At 66.4% G+C, this 20,562-nt stretch carries 16 protein-coding genes; 13 read left to right on the plus strand and 3 right to left on the minus strand.

Features of this window, described 5'->3' with window-relative positions:
- Genes secF through BJF89_RS15255 form a run of 4 tightly spaced genes read left to right on the plus strand, consistent with a single transcriptional unit; the run spans position 1 to position 5,886 of the window.
- On the plus strand, positions 1 to 1,215 hold the full coding sequence (gene secF, locus BJF89_RS15240) for a protein translocase subunit SecF (RefSeq protein ID WP_075815943.1): 1,215 nt from the start codon (positions 1 to 3) through the stop codon (positions 1,213 to 1,215).
- A 15-nt stretch (positions 1,216 to 1,230) separates the two neighbouring features.
- Entirely contained in the window at positions 1,231 to 3,033 is a 1,803-nt protein-coding gene (locus BJF89_RS15245) for a hypothetical protein (protein ID WP_075815944.1), read from the plus strand.
- Positions 3,030 to 3,572, plus strand: coding sequence for an adenine phosphoribosyltransferase (locus BJF89_RS15250; RefSeq protein ID WP_075815945.1), 543 nt, complete (start codon positions 3,030 to 3,032; stop codon positions 3,570 to 3,572). Before BJF89_RS15245 ends, BJF89_RS15250 begins: the two co-directional genes overlap by 4 nt.
- 43 nt (positions 3,573 to 3,615) lie before the next feature.
- On the plus strand, positions 3,616 to 5,886 hold the full coding sequence (locus BJF89_RS15255) for a bifunctional (p)ppGpp synthetase/guanosine-3',5'-bis(diphosphate) 3'-pyrophosphohydrolase (RefSeq protein ID WP_075815946.1): 2,271 nt from the start codon (positions 3,616 to 3,618) through the stop codon (positions 5,884 to 5,886).
- A gap of 90 nt (positions 5,887 to 5,976) precedes the next feature.
- Here BJF89_RS15255 and BJF89_RS15260 read toward each other — a convergent pair whose 3' ends face one another.
- Complete coding sequence (locus BJF89_RS15260; RefSeq protein WP_255372691.1) at positions 5,977 to 6,813, minus strand: peptidylprolyl isomerase; 837 nt, start codon at positions 6,811 to 6,813, stop codon at positions 5,977 to 5,979.
- A 146-nt stretch (positions 6,814 to 6,959) separates the two neighbouring features.
- Here BJF89_RS15260 and BJF89_RS15265 point away from each other — a divergent pair, with 146 nt between their 5' ends.
- The 5 genes from BJF89_RS15265 (at position 6,960) to BJF89_RS15285 (ending at position 14,288) form a co-directional block, all read left to right on the plus strand.
- On the plus strand, positions 6,960 to 7,622 hold the full coding sequence (locus BJF89_RS15265) for an MBL fold metallo-hydrolase (protein WP_075815948.1): 663 nt from the start codon (positions 6,960 to 6,962) through the stop codon (positions 7,620 to 7,622).
- A gap of 31 nt (positions 7,623 to 7,653) precedes the next feature.
- Entirely contained in the window at positions 7,654 to 8,955 is a 1,302-nt protein-coding gene (hisS, locus tag BJF89_RS15270; protein ID WP_075815949.1) for a histidine--tRNA ligase, read from the plus strand.
- A gap of 108 nt (positions 8,956 to 9,063) precedes the next feature.
- Complete coding sequence (betT, locus tag BJF89_RS15275; RefSeq protein WP_075815950.1) at positions 9,064 to 11,208, plus strand: choline BCCT transporter BetT; 2,145 nt, start codon at positions 9,064 to 9,066, stop codon at positions 11,206 to 11,208.
- The gene (locus BJF89_RS15280; protein WP_075815951.1) at positions 11,205 to 12,686 is read left to right on the plus strand and encodes an aldehyde dehydrogenase family protein; all 1,482 of its coding nucleotides are present in this window, start codon (positions 11,205 to 11,207) and stop codon (positions 12,684 to 12,686) included. The genes betT and BJF89_RS15280 overlap by 4 nt, the downstream gene beginning before the upstream one ends.
- A 27-nt stretch (positions 12,687 to 12,713) precedes the next feature.
- Complete coding sequence (locus BJF89_RS15285; RefSeq protein WP_075815952.1) at positions 12,714 to 14,288, plus strand: GMC family oxidoreductase; 1,575 nt, start codon at positions 12,714 to 12,716, stop codon at positions 14,286 to 14,288.
- Positions 14,289 to 14,304: 16 nt separating this feature from the next.
- Here the strand turns inward: BJF89_RS15285 and BJF89_RS15290 are convergent, their stop codons facing one another.
- Positions 14,305 to 15,255, minus strand: coding sequence for a neutral zinc metallopeptidase (locus tag BJF89_RS15290; protein WP_075815953.1), 951 nt, complete (start codon positions 15,253 to 15,255; stop codon positions 14,305 to 14,307).
- Between the two features lie 178 nt (positions 15,256 to 15,433).
- On the opposite strand from BJF89_RS15290, the gene BJF89_RS19755 reads away from it, so the two are divergent.
- Complete coding sequence (locus tag BJF89_RS19755; protein WP_255372692.1) at positions 15,434 to 15,565, plus strand: hypothetical protein; 132 nt, start codon at positions 15,434 to 15,436, stop codon at positions 15,563 to 15,565.
- A gap of 34 nt (positions 15,566 to 15,599) precedes the next feature.
- On the opposite strand, the gene BJF89_RS15295 is transcribed toward BJF89_RS19755, so the two are convergent.
- Positions 15,600 to 15,941: a hypothetical protein gene (locus BJF89_RS15295; RefSeq protein WP_075815954.1), complete on the minus strand. Its 342-nt coding sequence runs from the start codon at positions 15,939 to 15,941 to the stop codon at positions 15,600 to 15,602.
- A gap of 167 nt (positions 15,942 to 16,108) precedes the next feature.
- Here BJF89_RS15295 and aspS point away from each other — a divergent pair, with 167 nt between their 5' ends.
- The 3 genes from aspS to BJF89_RS15310 are packed head-to-tail and all read left to right on the plus strand — an operon-like array spanning position 16,109 to position 20,528.
- A complete protein-coding gene (aspS, locus tag BJF89_RS15300; protein ID WP_075815955.1) occupies positions 16,109 to 17,893 on the plus strand; it encodes an aspartate--tRNA ligase in 1,785 nt (594 codons plus the stop codon).
- Positions 17,894 to 17,934: 41 nt separating this feature from the next.
- Positions 17,935 to 19,143 (plus strand): phosphotransferase, encoded by a 1,209-nt coding sequence (locus BJF89_RS15305; protein ID WP_075816099.1) that lies wholly within the window; start codon positions 17,935 to 17,937, stop codon positions 19,141 to 19,143.
- 14 nt (positions 19,144 to 19,157) lie between these two features.
- Positions 19,158 to 20,528 (plus strand): replication-associated recombination protein A, encoded by a 1,371-nt coding sequence (locus BJF89_RS15310; protein ID WP_075815956.1) that lies wholly within the window; start codon positions 19,158 to 19,160, stop codon positions 20,526 to 20,528.
- Positions 20,529 to 20,562: the final 34 nt, after the last annotated feature.

Consider the following 20,562-nt stretch of genomic DNA (forward strand, 5'->3'; position numbering starts at 1 on the left):
ATGAACGCGACGACCGAATCCAAGCCCGCCGGCTTCTTCGAGAAGATGTACAACGGCGAAAGCAACTTCGCCTTCGTGGCCAAACGCCGCCGTTGGTACTGGATCTACGCGCTGTTGACCCTGCTGTGTTTCCTGGTCATCGCGCTGAAGGGATTCACCCTGGGAATCGACCTCGAGGGTGGCACCAAACTGACGATGCCTCCGGCGGAGGGAGCGACCGAGACATCGGTCACCCAGGTGATCGAGGACGCTACGGGGGTCACCCCGCAGTCGGTGCAGACGGTGGGAACCGGCAACAGCCAGAACATCGAGGTCGCCTCGGAGCGTTTGTCGGACGACCAGATCCGGGAAGCCCGTGTGGCCCTCTACGACGAATTCCAGCCGGCCGATCAGACGGGGAAACCCAGCCCCGACGCCATCAGTGACTCGACCGTCTCCGAGTCCTGGGGTCAGTCCGTCACCCAACGCATGGTGATCGGCATGCTGGTGTTCCTGGCGGTCGTGTTCGTGTACATCACGATCCGTATGGAGCGGGACATGGCGATCTCCGCGATCGTCACCCTGTTGTTGGACGGCATCTTCGTCGCCGGAATCTACTCACTGATCGGTTTCGAGGTGTCGCCGGCCACGATCATCGGTCTGTTGACGATCCTGGCGTACTCCCTGTACGACACGGTGATCGTGTTCGACAAGGTCCACGAGAACACCCAGGACGTGTTGAGTTCGACACGGTCGACCTACGGTGAACAGGTCAATCTCGCGATCAACCAGACCGTGATGAGATCCCTGAACACGTCACTGTTCTCGGTGGTCCCCATCGCGTCGCTGCTCGTCGTGGCTGTCTGGCTGATGGGTGTCGGCACCCTCAAGGACCTGGCGCTGGTGCAGTTCGTCGGCGTGATCGCCGGAACGTTCAGTTCGATCTACTTCTCCGCGCCACTGCTCGTCACCCTGAAGAGCCGACAGAAGAAGATGGTCGAGCACGACCGGAAGGTGGCCCGTGCCCGCGAACTCGCCACCGACAGAGGGCACGTGCCGGCGGCTGCCGAGGAGCAGGAGGCCCCGGCGGAGAACGGTGCGACGGAGTCCGGGAACGACACCGACGCTGCTCAGCGACGGACCGTGACACTGCCTCCGCGCACCCGGGGTTCTGACAATGAGAACAGCGGCGTAAACGGCGAGGACAGGGGCCGCACCTGGCGGCCCGGCATGTAGAGGAAGTCAGGAACGATGACGCTTCGATTCCGCCGTCCGGCGGTCTTGCTCACAGCGGCGGCACTCATTTTCGGGGTTGCCGCCTGCACTTCTGACGACGGCGTGGAGGACGCGGCCGACCCCCTGTTCGGGTACGCCCTCCCACGCCCGATCGTCACCCTGAACGCCGCGAGTACGCTCGGAGCGGCGACCGATGCGGCGAAGGTGTCCGCACGCCTCTACCCGGGCGCCTACCTGACCGGTCCCGACGGCCGGCTGCTGCCGAACACCGACCTGGTCACCGCGACGCCGTCGCCGGACAACGGTGACATCGTCGACTACCGCATCAGCGAGTCGGCCACGTACTCGGACGGTGCCCCGGTGGTGTGTGACGATTTTCTGTTGACCTGGGTCGCCGCCAAGTACCCCGATCTGTTCTCGTCGGACCTCGGTCTGACCGAACGGGTGAAGGACATCAACTGTGACGCCGGTGACCGTGACTTCAGTATCGAGTTCGACCGGGGGATGGGGAGCCGCTACCGGGAGCTCTTCAGCGTGGGTGAAGTTCTTCCCTCACACACGGTCGGCCAACGTGCCGGGGTGGACAATGTCGTGGAGGCGATCGACTCGGGTAACTCCGAGCAGCTGGCCGCTCTCGGGCAGGCATGGTCGTCCACGTTCACCGTGGCTGAGACAGACCCCGCGGAGGTACCCACCTACGGACCGTTCCGGGTGTCCTCGCGTGGGGAGGACGGATCGCTGGTCCTGACCGTCAACCCGGAGTGGGCGGGCGTGCGTCCCGGTCTGGACGAGGTCGTGATGTGGTCGGGTCCGGGCGCCGGGATCGACGGACCGGACTTCGAACAACTCGCCGCCGACTACCAGTTGTACGTCGCCGACGTGCCGCCGGAGACCGATCCGGTCTCAGCCGGACTCGCCGTCCCGTCCGACACCTCTGCAGCGGGCGACACCTCGAGCTCATCGGGAACCCCGTCGGACACCGGGACGACGGAGCCGTCCGACAGCCCGTCCGACGGAGACGACGAGGGGATCCGGGCGGGAGCCGATGAAACTGCCCCCGACCTGTCTGACGCCGACGATGTCTCGGGACGTTTCGCCGTCACCCGGGACTCCGGGACGCGCGTGGACAGCCTGACCCTCGCTGACTCCGGGATCTTCGAGACACGTGAGAACCGGCAGGCCTTCGCGAGGTGCGTCGACCGCCGTGCGATGGCGCAGGCCGTCGAGTCGGAGTCAGGTATCGCCGTCGACGAGGCCCCGTTCCGCACGATCGCCCCCGGGGCACAGGCAGGCGAGAACCTCGGGGACGTGGCGGCACGCAACAACAACACCGACACCGCACCGACCTCGGACAGGCTCGGCGGATCGACGATCCGTGTCGGATACTTCGCCGACGTTGCCCGGTACGCCGCGATGGTGGACACGCTGGTCGACTCATGCGCCGCCGCCGACGTGACCGTGGAGCCGGTGCCGTTGAGCGTCGACGACTTCGGAGAACTCGGCTCCGACTACGACGTCCGCCTGGAGACCCGGTCCGGTTTCGGGCAGAACCCCGAGGTGTCGTTCCCCGCGTCGTCCGGAGCGTCCGGGACAGCGACGGTCAGGCAGCTCCGTGACGCGGAGAACGCCCTGGCAGACGCCACCTCCACCGTGCCGCTGACTGCTGAGCCGCGGTCCGTCGCCGTGGACCGCGGGCTGTCCAACGTCGTCGACAACCCGGGGGAGACCGGCATGAGCTGGAACATGGACCGGTGGGTCTCCCCGGACTTCCCGACATCCACCGCACCGTCCGCGACTACTGCAGAGGACACACCATGAGCACGTACCCCGACGCCAGGTCGGCGCTGGCGGCAAGAACCCGGTTCGTGCCGGATTTCCCGAGTGACGGCATCATGTTCCAGGACCTCACACCGGTGCTGGCGGACGGTGAGGCGTTCCGGACGATCGTGACCGAGATGGCGGAGGTCTGTCGCGCCCTCGACGTCGACGTCGTCGCAGGTCTGGACGCCCGGGGGTTTCTCCTGGGATCCGCTGTGGCACTGGAGCTCGGGGTCGGTGTCCTGGCGCTCCGCAAGGCGGGGAAGTTGCCGCCGCCGGTGATCCGGCAGGAGTACGACCTGGAGTACGGCACCGCCGCTCTGGAGATCCCCTCCGAGGGGCTTGATCTCCATGAGCGTCGGGTCCTGCTCGTCGACGACGTGCTGGCCACCGGCGGTACCCTGGTGGCCGCACGGGCTCTCCTGGAGACTGCGGGAGCGCATGTCGTCGGTGTCGCCGTCGCCCTGGAAGTGCAGGAACTTGAGGGAGCGAAACGTTTGGGGGACCTTCCGTTGTACGTGGTTTCCCGCGGACAGTAGGCTTGTCGTTCACACGCTGCACACAGTAGGGAAACGGTGAGGCATGACGAACGAGAAGAACTCGCTGTGGATGGCCGCGCGTATTGCGCGCAGCCTCACCGGCAAGAGCAAGATCAATCCGGTCCTCGGCCCATTGATCGCCGTGCACCGGCGTTACCACCCGAAGGCGGACGTCGAGATCCTGAATCAGGCGTACACGACGGCTGAGCGGCTGCATGCCGGCGTCCAACGCAAGTCCGGGGAACCGTACATCACCCACCCGTTGGCGGTCGCGACCATCGCGGCGGAGATCGGCATGGACACCACCACACTGGTGGCGGCACTCCTGCACGACACGGTGGAGGACACCGACTACTCACTGGATGACCTCACCCGGGACTTCGGCGCCGAGGTCACTCTGCTGGTCGACGGGGTCACCAAACTGGACAAGGTCGCCCTCGGTTCGGCGGCCGAGGCGGAGACCATCCGCAAGATGATCGTCGCCATGGCCCATGACCCCCGTGTCCTGGTGATCAAGGTCGCCGACCGTCTGCACAACATGCGCACGATGCGTTTCCTGCCGCCCGAGAAGCAGGCGAAGAAGGCCCGGCAGACCCTGGAGGTCATCGCCCCGCTCGCTCACCGTCTGGGTATGGCGACGATCAAGTGGGAGCTCGAGGACCTGTCCTTCGCGATCCTGTACCCGAAGAAGTACGAGGAGATCGTCCGTCTCGTCGCCGACCGTGCCCCGAAGCGCGACCAGTACCTTGCCAAGGTCATCAACGAGATCCAGTCCACGCTGCGTGAATCGCACATCACCGCCGAGGTCGTGGGGCGTCCGAAGCACTACTGGTCGATCTACCAGAAGATGATCGTCCGCGGCCGCGACTTCGACGAGATCTTCGACCTGGTGGGTATCCGGATCCTCGTCGACGAGATCCGGGACTGCTATGCGGCGGTCGGTGCCGTGCATTCCCAGTACCAGCCGATGCCCGGCCGATTCAAGGACTACATCTCCCAGCCCCGTTTCGACGTCTACCGGTCGCTGCACACCACGGTGATCGGTCCGGACGCGAAGGTACTCGAGGTGCAGATCCGCACCCATGAGATGCACTACCAGGCCGAGTACGGCATCGCGGCGCACTGGCGCTACAAGGAGACCAAGGGCTCCCACAAGGGCGATGCCGCCGAGGTCGACCAGATGGCCTGGATGCGGCAGCTGCTGGACTGGCAGAAGGAGGCCGCCGACCCCAACGAGTTCCTGGATTCCCTGCGCTACGACCTGTCGACCAACCAGATCTTCGTCTTCACCCCCCGTGGCGACGCGGTGACGCTCCCCACCGACGCCACGCCGGTGGACTTCGCCTATGCGGTGCACACGGAGGTCGGGCACCGCTGCATCGGTGCGAAAGTCAACGGCAAGCTGGTCGCACTGGAGTCCCCGTTGAAGACGGGGGACAAGGTCGAGATCTTCACCTCGAAGGACGCGACCGCCGGTCCCTCGAAGGACTGGGAGAAGTTCGTGGTGTCGCCCCGGGCACGCAACAGGATCCGCACGTGGTTCAACAAGGAGCGTCGCGAGGAGACCCTGGAGAAAGGGAAGGACGCGCTGGCCGCGGAGGCGCAACGAACCGGCATCCCGTTGCAGCGGCTCGTGACGGCATCGGCCCTGCGGACGGTGGCGACGCAGTTGTCACGCGATTCGGTGGACGACCTCTACGACGCGATCGGCAAGGGGGGCGTCACCGCCGGGCATGTCGTACACATGCTGCAGGACATCTACCAGGGGGACGCGGACGAGGACGATTCGCCGGTCGCCCCCGCGCCCACGGTGCGCCGCACCACCCCCCAGCAGTCGGTGCAGTCCGGGCGGGGCGACGGATCGGGCGTGCTGGTGCAGGGCAACTCGGATTTCTCGGCGAAACTGGCCAAGTGCTGTACACCGGTGCCCGGCGACGAGATCTTCGGCTTCATCACCAAGGGGGGCGGGGTGTCGGTGCACCGCACCGACTGCACCAACGCCGAGAAGCTGCATTCAGAGCCCGACAGACTCATCGACGTGTCCTGGGCCTCGGACGTACGCGACGCGGTGTTCGTGGTCACCCTGCAGATCGAGGGTCTGGACCGCACCGGCCTGCTCAGCGAGGTCACCCGGGTGGTCAGCGAGCAGAAGGTACCGATCATCGCGACGAGTACCCACGTCGCCGAGGACCGGGTGGCGATGTGCCGGTTCACTTTCGAGGTCTCCGACACCAAGCAGCTGGGCTACCTGATGAACCAGCTGCGCAATGTGGAGGGCGTCTACGACGTCTACCGCGTCACGACGGGCGGCTGAGACCCCAACTCCAGGTCGGTCCGGACTCCCGGCGACCGACACAGACCGGGGGTCTCACGGAGTCCCGGGGCCCCGGGCAGATGTGACGGGTCAGGCGTCGACCGTGGCGGTCTCAATCCGGACCTCGTCGACCGGTGCGCCGTCGCCGTTGTTGTCCTGGTTCTCGCCCTCGTTCTCCTCGATGATGGAGTCCAGGGTGGACAGACCGTCCTCGGAGATCGTTCCGAAGATCGTGTAGTCGTTGGGCAGCTGGGTCTCGTCGTCGACGAGGAAGAACTGCGACCCGTTGGTGTTCTCGCCGCCGTTGGCCATGGCCAGCACGCCGCGCTTGTAGAGGCCCTCGTCCTCGACCTTCTCACCGTCCTCGTTCCAGACGGGGTACTCGTCGGGGAAGGTGTAGCCTGGTCCGCCGGCACCGTCGCCGGAAGGGTCACCGCACTGCAGGATCTTCATGCCGTCATTGACGACCACGCGGTGGCAGACGGTGTCGTTGAAGTAGTCCTGTGAGGCGAGGTTCTCGAAGTTGTTGGCGGCACACGGAGCCTGGGCGTAGTCCACCGTGACGCCGATGTCGCCCTTGTTCGTCGCCAGGGTGACGTCCGAGGTGCCGTCCTCACGGAGGTTGTCGGCGTCGGGGGCCGAGGCCTGTTTGGCGGCCTCACCGGACTCGGTGTAGGCGCAGTCCTGGGGGCCCTGGGGCTCCTCGGCAGCCGTGGTCTCCCCGTTGGGAGCGTCGTCCGCGAGATTCTCGGAGTCGTCGCTGCCACGGGTGGCTGCGAACCAGATTCCACCGACCAGGCCGACGAGGACGACCAGGGTGGCCAGTGTGACGCCGAGGGGCCGCATCTTCTCGCGGCGGGACCGCGACTTCAGTTCCTTGTCGAGATTCTTGAGTGCCGCATCGCGGCGGGAGGAGTTGTCGGACAAAGCTCCGTGGCCTTTCCCTCGGGGGTGGTCGTAGATCAACGGCCCCATTGTTCCACCCCGGCCCCTCCGACTCCACTACCGAGGCCTCCTGGTTGCTGTGTGTTCCCCGTGGGAACGCCGACCGGTTTCTCGGTAGGGTGGCTGCCATGGCGAACCTGACTGTGGAAGTACTGCCCACCGGCCCCTTCGAGATGAACTGCCTGCTGCTGCATGACGGGACGGACGCGACCGTCGTCGACCCCGGAATGGGGGCCGAGGGGCTCATTGCCCAGGCAGTGGAGCAGAAGGGACTGCGGATCACCGGGATCGTGCTCACCCACGGTCACATCGACCATGTCCGCGACCTGCCTGCGGTCCAGGCCACCTACGGTGTCAGCGCCCACATGCACCCGGCCGACAACGTCTTCCTGCAGCGTGAGGTGCTCGACGGGATGGGGCCGTCGGGGGAGGCCCATGACGTCTCCACGATGGACACCCCCGAGGTGCCCACCCCGGTGGCGGACGGGGACGTCCTGACGGTCTGCGGGGTCGAGTTCGTCGCCCACCACATGCCGGGCCACTCTCCGGGGTCCGTCATGTTCCGGGGTGTCGTGGACGGTCAGGGGTTGATTCTCGGAGGAGACGTCCTGTTCCGCGGCGGTGTCGGACGGACCGACCTGCCGTTCTCGGAACCCGCCGCGATGGTGGAGAGCCTGCGGCGCCTGGTGACGACCTTCGAGGACGACGACACCGTGGTCCCCGGTCACGGGCCCGCGACGACCATCGGTGCTGAGAAGGAGCAGAACGGGTTCCTGCAGGGGGTGGTGTGAGGCCGTCGGCAGGTCGCTATAGTTGGTCCCCGTGAGTGACACCAGCAGCACCGGTTCCACCGGACAGGTCCAGACGTTCGCCGGCCCCAAGGGGGTGCCGGACTACGTACCACCGGCATCTGCGGCGTTCCATGCTGTGCGCAGCACCTTCGAGGACGTCATCCACAAGTCCGGGTACGGTCACATCGAGCTGCCGGTGTTCGAGGACACCGCCTTGTTCGCCCGGGGGGTCGGGGAGTCCACCGACGTGGTCTCCAAGGAGATGTACACCTTCGAGGACCGGGGCGGCCGCTCGGTCACACTGCGTCCGGAGGGCACCGCCGGAGTGATGCGTTCCGTCATCGAGCACAACCTTGACCGCGGGCAGTTGCCGGTGAAGCTGACCTACTCCGGACCGTTCTTCCGGTACGAGCGCCCCCAGGCCGGGCGGTACCGTCAGCTGCAGCAGGTCGGCGTCGAGGCGATCGGTGTGGACGACCCCACCCTGGACGCCGAGGTCGTCGCGATGGCTGACCGCTGCTACCGGGCGTTGGGCCTGTCGGGGTTCCGGCTCGAGCTCTCCACCCTCGGTGACGAGACCTGTCGACCGCAGTACCGGGCGAAGCTCCAGGAGTTCCTGTTCGCGTTGCCCCTGGACGATGAGACGCGTCGCCGGGCGGAGATCAACCCGCTGCGCGTGCTCGACGACAAGCGCCCGGACGTCCGGGAGATGATGGCTGACGCCCCGCTGATGCCGGACAACCTCTCCACCTCGGCACGTGAGCATTTCGAGACGGTCACCGGCACCCTGGATGACATGGGCGTGGACTACACCCTCAACCCGCGGCTGGTCCGAGGACTCGACTACTACACCAAGACCTGTTTCGAGTTCGTCCACGACGGCCTCGGGGCGCAGTCGGGGATCGGTGGCGGCGGACGCTACGACGGGTTGATGGCCCAGCTCGGCGGTCAGGACCTCTCCGGCATCGGCTTCGGCCTCGGTGTCGACCGGACCGTACTCGCGTTGGAGGCCGAGGGGGTGTCTCCCACGACAGGTCGGCGCGTCGACGTCTACGGCGTCCCGATGGGTGTCGACGCGAAGCGTCGCATGGCGGTGATCGTGGACCGTCTGCGTCGGGCCGGGGTCAGCGTGGACATGTCCTACGGCGACCGGGGCCTCAAGGGGGCGATGAAGGGTGCCGACCGTGCCGGAGCCCTCTTCGCCCTGGTCCTCGGCGAGAGTGAGCTGGACAACGGTACCGTCGTGGTCCGCGACCTGTCGACCCGTCAGCAGGAGGAGGTCACCGTCGAAGACGTGGAGCTCGTGGTGAAGAAGGCCCTGGGCGAGGGCTGACCCCGCCCCGGGGAGAGTTTTCTGCTCCTGTGCGCTAGCCTGGTTTTCTGAATCCTGAAAGTTCTATTCATGACAGAGATCTGAAACTGAGCTCATAGGAGTAATTTTATGGATGAATCTTATTCTTCCGAGAATGAGGAGTCTTCACACACAGGGAAGAGTTCCGCCGTCAACTGGCCCGTGTTCGCGGTGTCCGCCGGGCTGATGACGGCGTTCGTCATCTGGGCGTGGCTGGCACCCGACCAGGCGGACACCGTGATCAACTCGGTGAAGGACTGGGTGTCCACCAACCTCGGCTGGTACTACATACTCACCGCCGGTGTCGTCGTGGTGTTCGTCCTGATCATCGCCTTCCGACGGGTCGGGAACACCAAAATCGGCCCCGACCACTCCCAACCCCGTTTCCGGTTGTTCACCTGGGGCGCCATGCTCTTCGCCGCGGGCATCGGGGTCGACCTGATGTTCTTCGGGGTGTCCGGTCCGGCGACGAACTTCCTCACCCCGCCGGAGACGGCCGAACTCTCCGATGAGGCGGCACGCATGGCGCCGTTGTGGACCATGTTCCACTACGGAGTTCCGGGGTGGGCCATGTACGCCCTGATGGGGATGGCCTTCGGCCTCTTCGCCTACCGCTACCACATGCCCTTGAGCATCCGTTCCGCCCTCGCACCGGTGTTCGGCAGGCGGATCCACGGCGCTGTCGGGCACAGCGTCGACATTGCCGCGGCCATCGGAACCGCCTTCGGCATCGCCGTGTCCCTGGGTATCGGGGTGGTGTTCCTCAACTACGGACTGGCCGAGATCTTCGGGATCCCGACGAACACCGGTGTACAGATCGCACTGATCGGACTGTCCGTCCTGATCACCGTGATTTCCACGGTGTCGGGTGTCGACAAGGGGATCCGTCGGCTCTCCGAGCTCAACGTCTGGCTCGCCCTGGTCCTGATGGCGTGGATCGTGGTGATGGGGAAGACCGCCGACCTGCTCAACGCACTGGTCCAGAACATCGGTGACTTCGTCTCCAGGTTCCCCTCGATGATCCTGAACACCTTCGCCTACAGCGACGGTGCCGCCGACTATCCGGCCGACCAGTGGCAGTCGGACTGGACGCTGTTCTTCTGGGCGTGGTGGATCGCCTGGGCGCCGTTCGTCGGTCTGTTCCTGGCCAGGATCTCCCGCGGCCGCACGCTGCGTCAGTTCATCCTGGGTGTGCTGGTCATCCCGTTCACGTTCATCGCGGTCTGGATCTCGATCTTCGGCAACGCGGCGCTCGGATTCTTCCGGGACGGCGACGAGGAGTTCCTCGAGACTGCGGTGAACACACCCGAATCCGGGTTCTTCCTCCTGCTGCAGCAGTATCCCGGGGCAACCTTCGCCGTCGCACTCGCCGTGGTCACCGGCCTGCTCTTCTACGTCACCTCCGCGGACTCCGGGTCGTTGGTGATGGCCAACATCACCTCGAAGCCGAATGTGGAGGACTCCGACGGCCCGCCGTGGCTCCGCATCGTGTGGGCCGTGTTGACCGGCGCACTCACCCTGGTCATGCTGCTCATCGGCGGCGTGTACACCCTGCAGGCTGCGACGGTGCTCATCGGACTGCCCTTCTCGGTGATCATGTATCTGCTGATGTTCAGTATCTGGCGTGTGCTGGGGGCCGAGGCACACTGGCTGCAGTCCCGCTCGTTGTCGTTGCCCGGGGCCCTGTCGGACCGGACAGGAACCCCACAGCCACGGTTGGCCTGGAGAAACCGGCTCAAACGCAGGATGAGTTTCCCGTCGGCAGCCGAGACCCAGGCCTATGTCGAGAACACCGCGGCCCCCGCGATCGGTGAGGTCGCCGATGAACTTCGCGAGCTCGGCCTGGATGTCACCCTCACCCGGGAATCACATCCCGAGTACCCGATCGACTTCGTCGACCTCCTGGTGAAGTTCCCGGGGCAGGACGACTTCAAGTACCAGGCGTACCCGGTGCCCGGGCAGGTCCCGAACTTCGCGGTAAACCTCAACGTGGACCACGACGTGTACTTCACGCTGGAGATCTTCTCTGCCACGGGCTCCCGGGGCCACAACATCCTCGGGTACTCCAAGGAGCAGGTGATCGCCGACGTCCTGGACGCCTACGATATGCATGTGGAGTACATGTCCCTGACCGGCGACAGAGGTACTCCGACCGCCGATGTCCACGGCACGGCACCGGCACTCTGGACAGACGACGACAACGACTCTGAAAAGACAGGAAGCGAGCACACATGACTGACACACCACAGACGCTCTACATCGACGGACAGTGGGTGGGCGCGACCGACGGCGGCACACGCACGGTCACCTGCCCGGCCGACGGCACGGTCGTCGCCGAGGTATCCGAGGCGACCGCAGCTGACACGGAGAAGGCCATCGCGGCCGCCCGACGGGCCTTCGACGCGGGGGAGTGGTCGGCCACCTCGGCGGCCTACCGCGGAGATCTGCTCCTGAAGGTCGCCGACGCCATGGCGGAGCGCAAAGACGAATTCGCCCGCGCCGAGGCCCTCGACACCGGCAAGCGTCTGGTTGAGGCGGAGGGCGACATGGACGACATCATGAACTGCTTCCGGTTCTTCGGCAAGATCGCCGACCAGCATCCGGGCCGCCTCGTCGATGCGGGCGACTCCTCGGTGCTCTCGCGGGTGGTCTACGAGCCGGTCGGTGTCTGCGGCATGATCACCCCGTGGAACTTCCCGCTGCTGCAGGCCAGCTGGAAGATCGCCCCGGCGATCGCCGCCGGCAACACCTTCGTCCTCAAGCCTGCTGAACTGACACCGCACACCGCGATCCTGATCATCGACGTGCTCGACAAGCTCGGTGTGCCGGCCGGTGTCGCCAACCTGGTGCTGGGCGCCGGAGCCGAGGCGGGCGCGCCACTGTCGTCACACCCGGACGTGGACATGGTCTCGTTCACCGGCGGACTGGTCACCGGTCGCCGGATTGCGGCGGCAGCGGCGCCGACGGTCAAGAAGGTCGCGCTCGAGCTCGGCGGAAAGAACCCGAACGTGGTCTTCGCCGACGCCGACTTCGACGCGGCGGTGGACAACGCTCTCAACGCCGGATTCCTCGACTCCGGCCTGGTGTGCTCGGCAGGGACCCGTCTCATCGTCGAGGAGAGCATCAAGGAGAGGTTCGTCGACGAGTTGGTCCGCCGTGCCGAGGGGATCGTCATGGGAGGTCCCTTCGACGAGAAGGCCGAGACCGGCCCGCTGATCTCCGCGGAGCACCGCGACAAGGTCACCGACTACGTCCAGCGCGGTATCGAGGCTGGAGCGACACTGCGCTGTGGCGGCCACTGGGGTGGCCCCGAGCATGAGAACGGCTGCTTCTACGCGCCGACGGTGCTGGACAACTGCACGTCGGACAACCCTGCGGTCGTCGAGGAAGGGTTCGGCCCGGTCATCACCGTGGAGACCTTCACGACGGAGGCGGAGGCGATCACCACCGCCAACGACACCGAGTACGGTCTGGCCGGTGCGGTGTGGACCTCTGACCGCGGAGTGGCCAACCGGGTGTCGCGGGCACTGCGCCACGGCACCGTGTGGATCAACGACTACCACCCCTACGTCCCCCAGGCCGAGTGGGGCGGATTCAAGGCCTCGGGTACCGGACGTGAGCTCGGACTGGCCGGCCTGGAGGAGTACCGCGAGGCCAAGCACATCTACGAGAACACCGAACCCGCCGCGAGTGGCTGGTTCCCCCAGAAGTAGCACCCGGACACACGAGAAGGAGAAGATATGCGAGACAACTACGACTACATCGTCGTCGGAGCCGGTTCCTCCGGAGCCGTGGTCGCGTCCCGTCTGAGCGAAGACCCGGCCGTGACCGTCGCGTTGATCGAGGCGGGCCCCACCGACGTGGACAAGCCGGAGATCCTCAACCTCGCGGAATGGCCCGGTCTGCTGGAGTCCGGGTACGACTGGGACTACCCCATCGAGCCCCAGGAGAACGGGAACTCCCACATGCGACACGCCCGGGCGAAGGTCCTCGGCGGCTGCTCGTCGCACAACTCCTGCATCGCCTTCCATACCCCGGCGCAGGATCTCGACCACTGGGTCTCCCTGGGCGCCTCCGGTTGGGACTCGGAGACCGTGCTCCCGCTGATCAAACGCCTGGAGAACAATGACCGTGAGGGCGGGCACCACGGGCATGACGGTCCCGTCAGGTTGCGCTCGGTCCCGCACAAGGATCCTGTGGGTGCGGCGATCATCGAGGCCTGCGAACAGCAGGGACTCCCCAACACTCCGTTCAACGAGGGTGCCACAGTGAACCACGGTGCCGACTGGTTCCAGATCAACGCCACGGACGAGAATGTCCGGTCGTCCTCCTCGGTGTCCTACCTGCACCCTGTCCTCGACCGGGAGAACCTCGACATCCTCACCGACCGCCAGGTCTCACGGGTGATCTTCTCCGAGGGGAATGACGGCACCCCGCGGGCGGCCGGCATCGAGTACCTGGACAATCCTTTCGGCCGGCTCAAGACGGTGACCGCTGCGCGCGAGGTCATCATCTCCGCCGGCGCAATCGACAGCCCGAAGCTCCTGATGCTGTCCGGCATCGGTCCCGCCGCGCATCTCGCCGAGGTCGGCGTGGAGACTATCGTGGACGCACCCGGCGTCGGTGAGCACCTCCAGGACCACCCTGAAGCGGTGATCTCCTGGGAGTCGAAGGTGCCGATGACCCGCGACGCCACCCAGTGGTGGGAGATCGGCATCTTCGACATGGTGGACGACGGTGGTGCCGACGGTCTGGACCTGCCCGACCTGATGATGCACTACGGGTCGATGCCTTTCGACATGCATACCCGGCGGCAGGGGTACCCCACCGCCGACGAGTCGTTCTGCCTGACCCCGAACATCACCCACGCCAAGGGGCGGGGCACGGTCCGGCTACGTTCCTGCGACTTCCGGGACAAGCCGAAGGTCGATCCGCGCTACTTCACCGACGAGGACGGTTACGACATGCGGATCGCGGTGGAAGGCATCAAGCTCGCCCGGAAGATCGTCGCGCAGCCCGCCATGGCGGAGTACGCGGGACGGGAACTGTTCCCCGGGACCGACGTCCAGTCCGACGAGGACATCGCCGACTACGTGTCCAGGACGCACAACACCGTCTACCACCCGGCCGGCACAGTGCGTATGGGTGCCACCGATGATGCGATGGCCCCCTTGGACCCGGAGCTGCGCGTCAAGGGTGTGACGGGCCTGCGGGTCGTCGATGCCTCGGTGATGCCGCAGCTGGTGGCGGTCAACCCGAACATCACCTGCATGCTGATCGGTGAGCGCGCGGCCGACCTGATCCGCGACGCCTAGGTGTACTTCCCCGGCGTCAACGGAAGTCCTGTCGGCAGGATGCCATGGTTCCGTTGTCGTACCCGGTGGTGAACCAGTACTGGCGTTGCTCGGAGGAACCGTGGGTCCAGGCGTCGGGGTTGACCTGCCCGCCGCCGGCACTCTGGATCGCGTCGTCACCGATGGCCTGGGCTGAGGTGATGGCCTGGTTGACCTGCTCGGGGGTCACCGGATCCAGGACGGCGTCCTCGCCCTTGTCGGCGTGGGACGCCCAGACGCCGGCATAGCAGTCGGCCTGCAGTTCCATTTTCACGGCGTTGGAGTCTTCGCCCGGGTCGTCGTAGTCGGACAGCCCCAGGTTGCCCTCGAGATTCTGGATGTGGTGACCGAACTCGTGCGCGACGACGTACATCTGTGCGAAGGGACCGTCCGATCCGCCCATGGACGACAGCTGCGAGAAGAAGTCGTCGCCGATGTAGACGGTCTCGTCGCCCGGGCAGTAGAACGGTCCGGTCTGAGCCGTCGACGCGGTGCCGCATCCGGTGTTGACCTGGCCGTCACCGATGACCAGGCCAGGCTCCGAGTAGTTGATCCCGGACTGTTCGGGCAGCAGGGACGACCACACGGTGTCCAGCGAGATGGCGGTGCCTTCGATCCTGCAGTCGTCGTAGGTGTTGGCGTCCTCGACGGTGGCGCAGTGCTCCAGGTTCCCGCCTGCCCCGTCCGCACCCTGTTCGCTGACGCGTGAGCTGTCCGTGCCGAACATGCCCAGCCCCCCGTTGGCGACGAAGATCACGGCGGCCACGACAAGGATCCCGGGGATACCGAAGCGTCGGCCGATCCTGCTCATCAGGAGCATCCCCAGGATCCCACCGCCGCGGTTACCGCCCGGGCGCCCACCGCCACCGATGCCGAGACCGCCGCCGCCTGAGCTCCCACCGGAGCGGGCCCGTCCACCCATGCCGGACAGGTTGTTGTTGAAGGACATGGTGGCAGTGTAGCGGGCAGGCGGGGGCCGTAGGGGCTCATGGGACGTATGGGACGCATGTGGCACGACACAACTGCAGTTTGTGACGCGGAAGACTATACTTCAATTCACATCTGCCGTGATTCACGGCAACGATGACTAATAGAGACCCTCAACGACCCGCAGGAGTACCGGAACAATGGACATCATCGCCCTCGCACAGCAGGCCCTCGACGCAGGGGACTGGGCGGCCTACAGCAACTGGGACATCGCCCAGCAGATCTACGACGCCACCCTGGGCCGGATCAACTGGGACGGCATCGGTGCCTGACACGCGGTCCCGGTGACCGCCGACCTGACGGCGGTCAGATGACCCCTGCCGATTTCAGGTCGCTCCCCAACCTCGCCAGCAGGAGGCCGATCACCGACAGCATGCTGATCCCGAGGCAGGCCATCCCGCTGATCCACGAGCTCTCCGTCCCGGTCGCGATGCCGTAGATCAGAGCGACGGCGGCGACCAGCGTGGAGACGAACAGGACGATCTGGCTGGTCAGCCAGAACAGTCGGTACGGGTCCCGCGAATCCAGCGGGGTGACCACCGTGTCCTCGACGGTGACCTGGTCGGCGATACCGTCGGAGTCGGGGTGGCGTTGCCGCCCCTGGGCCTGTGCGCCGTCGTCCGGTGTCGGGGAAGCATTCTCTGCCATGATGACCGTCCTTTCATCTCGGTCGACTTTCGACCTCACCCTCCAGCATGCCACCGTTGTTCCCCGTGCGGCGACGGGGTAGTACACTGGGCCGCTGATATCGAGCCACGGGCGGCATCACCGTGCCAGCCGGGGTTATTCCGAACTATCCGAAAGGACAACGCGACGTGCTGCGGACCCATCTTTGTGGTGACCTTCGCTCCGACCACATCGGCGAGGAGGTAACCCTCACCGGATGGGTCTCCCGTCGACGGGACCACGGTGGAGTGATCTTCATCGACCTGCGTGACCGCTCCGGACTCGCCCAGGTGGTGTTCCGCGAGAACGAGGTCGCCGAACGGGCGCATGCACTGCGCAGCGAGTACTGCCTGCGTGTCACCGGAATTGTGGAGGCCCGCCCGGAGGGTTCCGAGAACCCGAACCTGGCGTCGGGTGACATCGAGCTCAACGTCTCCGGCCTCGAGATTCTCAACGAGTCCGCGGCGCTGCCGTTCCAGATCGACGATTCCGCCAGCGGGGGAGAGGTCGGCGAGGAGACCCGTCTGAAGTACCGTTACCTGGACCTGCGCCGGGACAGCCAGGCGCGCGCACTGCGCCTGCGCTCCAAGGTGAATGCCGCGGCCCGCAGCGTCCTGATCGACCAGGACTTCACCGAGATCGAGACGCCGACCCTCACCCGCTCCACCCCCGAGGGTGCCCGCGACTTCCTGGTGCCGGCCCGTCTGCGCCCGGGTAGCTTCTACGCCCTGCCGCAGTCGCCCCAGCTGTTCAAGCAGTTGCTCATGGTCTCGGGTATGGAGCGTTACTTCCAGATCGCGCGCTGCTACCGCGACGAGGACTTCCGTGCCGACCGTCAGCCGGAGTTCACCCAGCTGGACGTGGAGATGAGCTTCGTCGACCAGGAGGACGTCATCGCGCTGGCAGAGGAGATCCTGGCCGCTGTGTGGAAGCAGATCGGCTACGAGATCTCCGCCCCCATCCCGCGAATCACCTACGCCGACGCGATGCGTCGTTACGGTTCCGACAAGCCTGACCTGCGTTTCGACATCGAGATCACCGAGTGCACCGAGTTCTTCGAGAACACGTCCTTCCGCGTCTTCAAGTCCGACTACGTCGGTGCCGTGGTCATGGACGGCGGTGCGTCGCAGCCCCGTCGTACCCTCGACGCCTGGCAGGACTGGGCCAAGCAGCGGGGAGCCAAGGGACTGGCCTACATCCTCGTCGGCGAGGACGGTACGTTGTCAGGCCCAGTGGCCAAGAACATCACCGAGGCCGAGCGTGAGGGCATTGCCGCACATGTCGGCGCAAAGCCGGGCGACTGCATCTTCTTCGCCGCAGGCGACGTGAAGTCCTCCCGCGCCCTGCTGGGTGCCGCCCGCGGCGAGATCGCCGAGCGGCTCGGACTGATCAAGGATGGCGACTGGGCGTTCACCTGGGTCGTGGACGCACCGCTGTTCGAGCCCGCGGCCGACGCCACCGCCTCCGGCGACGTCGCACTCGGGAACTCGGCGTGGACCGCTGTCCACCACGCCTTCACCTCTCCGAAGCCTGAGTGGATCGACACCTTCGACGAGAACCCCGGCGAGGCCACCGCCTACGCCTACGACATCGTCTGCAACGGCAACGAGATCGGCGGCGGGTCGATTCGTATCCACCGCCGCGACATCCAGGAGCGGGTCTTCGCGGTCATGGGCATCTCCGAGGAGGAGGCCCGCGAGAAGTTCGGCTTCCTGCTCGACGCCTTCGCCTTCGGTGCCCCGCCCCACGGCGGCATCGCCTTCGGCTGGGACCGCATCGTCTCTCTCCTCGGCGGTTACGACTCCATCCGTGACGTCATCGCGTTCCCGAAGTCCGGTGGCGGCGTCGACCCGTTGACCGACGCCCCCGGCGAGATCACCGCGCAGCAGCGCAAGGAGTCCGGGATCGACGCAAAACCCAAGAAGAACGCCTGAGTCCTTCGACCATGGAGGGACGTCCGAGAGAGGACAACGACGTGCTGAGCATCGACGACGCACTGGCCAGTGCCACACACCTGCTGGGGAGCCGTTTCGGCGGCACCCCAGAGCTGACGCACCCGGAGAATCTCGGGGGCAGCGGGGATTCACTGGTCATCCGGGTGAAGGTCTCGCCGAACCCGTTCCTCCAGGAGCGCACGGTCGTCATCAAACAGCTGCCGCCGGTGACGGCGGGGGAGAACGGCCGACCCGGCGACGCGGATGCCGAGGCCATCTCGGCGATGATCCGTGAGGTGGTGGCCTACCAGTACACCAACACCCTCGCCGAGGAGCACCGTCCCGGGCCGCAGCTGCTCGCCCATGACATCGACGAGCGCATCATGGTGCTGTCGGATTCGGGTGACGGACGCAACTACTCCGACATCCTCACCATGGACGATGAGATGGACCGGGCCGCTGCGCTGCGCAAGCTGGGGCGCGCCCTGGGACGCATGCATGTGGCGACCGCCGACGGCCAGGAGGCCTTCGACACGCTCAACCGCCGCCAGCACTCGAGGCACAACCTCCCCGCCTCCCGGGTGACCGACCGGGACGTCGACGTCGCTGCACTGGTCGAGCAGGGTCTTGACCTTCTCCGTCGCAGCGGTGTCACGGTCGACCCCACGGTGGAGGAGTTCGCCCATGAGGCCGGTCAGCGCCAGTCCCGCACCCGGGTGCAGGCGTTCACCCCGTTCGACCTGACTCCCGACAACATCATGCTCGCCGACACCGTGGTCTTCCTCGACTACGAGTGGGCGGGGTTCCGTGACATCGTCTCGGACGTCGCCTGCGTGATCGCCGGCTTCCCCCACGACATCACCACTCCGCTGCTGGACTCCGAGGAACTCCGCGAGTTCATCGAGTCGTGGTCGACCGAGGTGTCTGTGGTCTGGCCCGCGGTGCGTGAGGAGGGCCGGCTGGAGAAAGCGTTGATGGCGTCTCTCGTGGGCTGGGCACTGATGAGCCTGTCCCTGCTCTACCACGGCACTCTCGCGGTCATCGAGACCTCCGGTTCCACTGCCGAGGGGGTGCGACGCCTCGACCACATGCCGAGTGAGCACCTCTCCGACCTCGCCACGACGGTGGAGGCCGTACGTCGGTTCGCCGACCGTAACCAGGTGGACGAGCGCTTCACCGCCGTCCGCGACTTCGCCGCCGAGCTGCTGACCACCTTGGCCAAGCTCGGGGCCCAACCACAGGTCCGCTAGAGCCGGTCGGTGCGATGAACGGAGACGACAGCCTCTTCGACGTCCCCGCCGCGGGTGGCGACGGTGAGCCCGCGCCGACCCGGTCGGCGGACTCCTACTTCCACCCGGGGGCACACGCGCCGCTGGCGGTCCGGATGCGTCCACGTTCACTGGACGAGGTCGTCGGACAGTCCCACGTCCTCGGGGACAACTCTCCGCTGCGTCGTCTCATCGACGGCCGTGGGGACTCCTCCGTCATCCTCTACGGCCCTCCCGGGACGGGCAAGACCACGGTGGCTTCCCTGGTGGCCGGTGCGTCGGGCCGCCGGTTCGAGGCGCTCTCCGCCCTGAATGCCGGTGTCAAGGAGGTGCGTTCGGTCATCGACAATGCCCGGCGGCTCCTGAGCCGCGGGGAGTCGACGGTGCTGTTCATCGACGAGGTCCACCGTTTCTCCAAGACCCAGCAGGACGCCCTGCTGGGGGCGGTGGAGAACAGGACCGTGCTGCTGGTCGCCGCCACCACGGAGAACCCGAGTTTCTCGGTGGTGTCGCCGTTGCTGTCCCGCTCCCTTCTCGTCCAGCTCAGGCCGTTGCAGGACGCCGACATCGCGACCCTGCTCTCCAGGGCCGCGGGCGACCCCCGCGGATACGACGGCGCGGTAACCCTCGAGGACGATGCCCGTGACCTGCTCGCGGCTCTCGCCGCCGGCGACGCCCGACGGGGACTGACCTACCTGGAGGCGGCGGTCGAAGGGATCGAGGACCGAACGGCACTGACCGTCGAGGATGTCCGGGCCTCCACCGACCGCGCCGTGGCACGGTACGACCGGGACGGCGACCAGCACTACGACATCACCAGCGCCTTCGTGAAGTCGTTGCGCGGCTCGGACCCGGATGCCGCCCTGCACTACCTGGCACGCATGATCGACGCGGGGGAGGACCCCCGGTTCATCGCCCGCCGACTGGTGGTCCACGCCTCCGAGGACGTCGGGATGGCCGATCCGTCGGCACTGCAGGTCGCCGTGGCCGCCCACCAGGCGGTCAGTTTCATCGGCATGCCGGAGGGACGGATCCCCCTGGCGCAGGCCACGGTGCACATCGCCACTGCCGCCAAGTCGAACTCGGTGATCCGGGGCATCGACGCCGCGCTGGCCGATGTGCGGGACGGGCGTGGTCCGGTGGTGCCACCACACCTGCGGGACGGCCACTACTCCGGGGCGGAATCACTGGGCAATGCCGTCGGCTACCGCTACCCGCACGACGATCCCCGTGGTGTCCTCCGGCAGGACTATCTGCCGGAGGATCTCACCGCGGCACGGTACTACGAGCCGACCGACCACGGTCGCGAGCACACCCTCCGTCCCCGGCTGGAGACCCTTCGCGGCATCGTCCGGGGTAACGGGTAGACTGTTTCCGGTTAAGACACCGTGTCGACGATTC

Origin of the sequence: Corynebacterium sp. CNJ-954 (assembly GCF_001942345.1) — a bacterium.
In the GTDB taxonomy this organism is placed as follows: domain Bacteria; phylum Actinomycetota; class Actinomycetes; order Mycobacteriales; family Mycobacteriaceae; genus Corynebacterium.

Bases quoted from the DNA above. Each gene is read 5' to 3' on its own strand.
- secF (WP_075815943.1), top strand. From the start codon at position 1: ATGAACGCGACGACCGAATCCAAGCCCGCCGGCTTCTTCGAGAAGATG.
- BJF89_RS15245 (WP_075815944.1), top strand. From the start codon at position 1,231: ATGACGCTTCGATTCCGCCGTCCGGCGGTCTTGCTCACAGCGGCGGCA.
- BJF89_RS15250 (WP_075815945.1), top strand. From the start codon at position 3,030: ATGAGCACGTACCCCGACGCCAGGTCGGCGCTGGCGGCAAGAACCCGG.
- BJF89_RS15255 (WP_075815946.1), top strand. From the start codon at position 3,616: ATGACGAACGAGAAGAACTCGCTGTGGATGGCCGCGCGTATTGCGCGC.
- BJF89_RS15265 (WP_075815948.1), top strand. From the start codon at position 6,960: ATGGCGAACCTGACTGTGGAAGTACTGCCCACCGGCCCCTTCGAGATG.
- betT (WP_075815950.1), top strand. From the start codon at position 9,064: ATGGATGAATCTTATTCTTCCGAGAATGAGGAGTCTTCACACACAGGG.
- BJF89_RS15280 (WP_075815951.1), top strand. From the start codon at position 11,205: ATGACTGACACACCACAGACGCTCTACATCGACGGACAGTGGGTGGGC.
- BJF89_RS15285 (WP_075815952.1), top strand. From the start codon at position 12,714: ATGCGAGACAACTACGACTACATCGTCGTCGGAGCCGGTTCCTCCGGA.
- BJF89_RS15290 (WP_075815953.1), bottom strand. From the start codon at position 15,255: ATGTCCTTCAACAACAACCTGTCCGGCATGGGTGGACGGGCCCGCTCC.
- BJF89_RS19755 (WP_255372692.1), top strand. From the start codon at position 15,434: ATGGACATCATCGCCCTCGCACAGCAGGCCCTCGACGCAGGGGACTGG.
- BJF89_RS15295 (WP_075815954.1), bottom strand. From the start codon at position 15,941: ATGGCAGAGAATGCTTCCCCGACACCGGACGACGGCGCACAGGCCCAG.
- BJF89_RS15310 (WP_075815956.1), top strand. From the start codon at position 19,158: ATGAACGGAGACGACAGCCTCTTCGACGTCCCCGCCGCGGGTGGCGAC.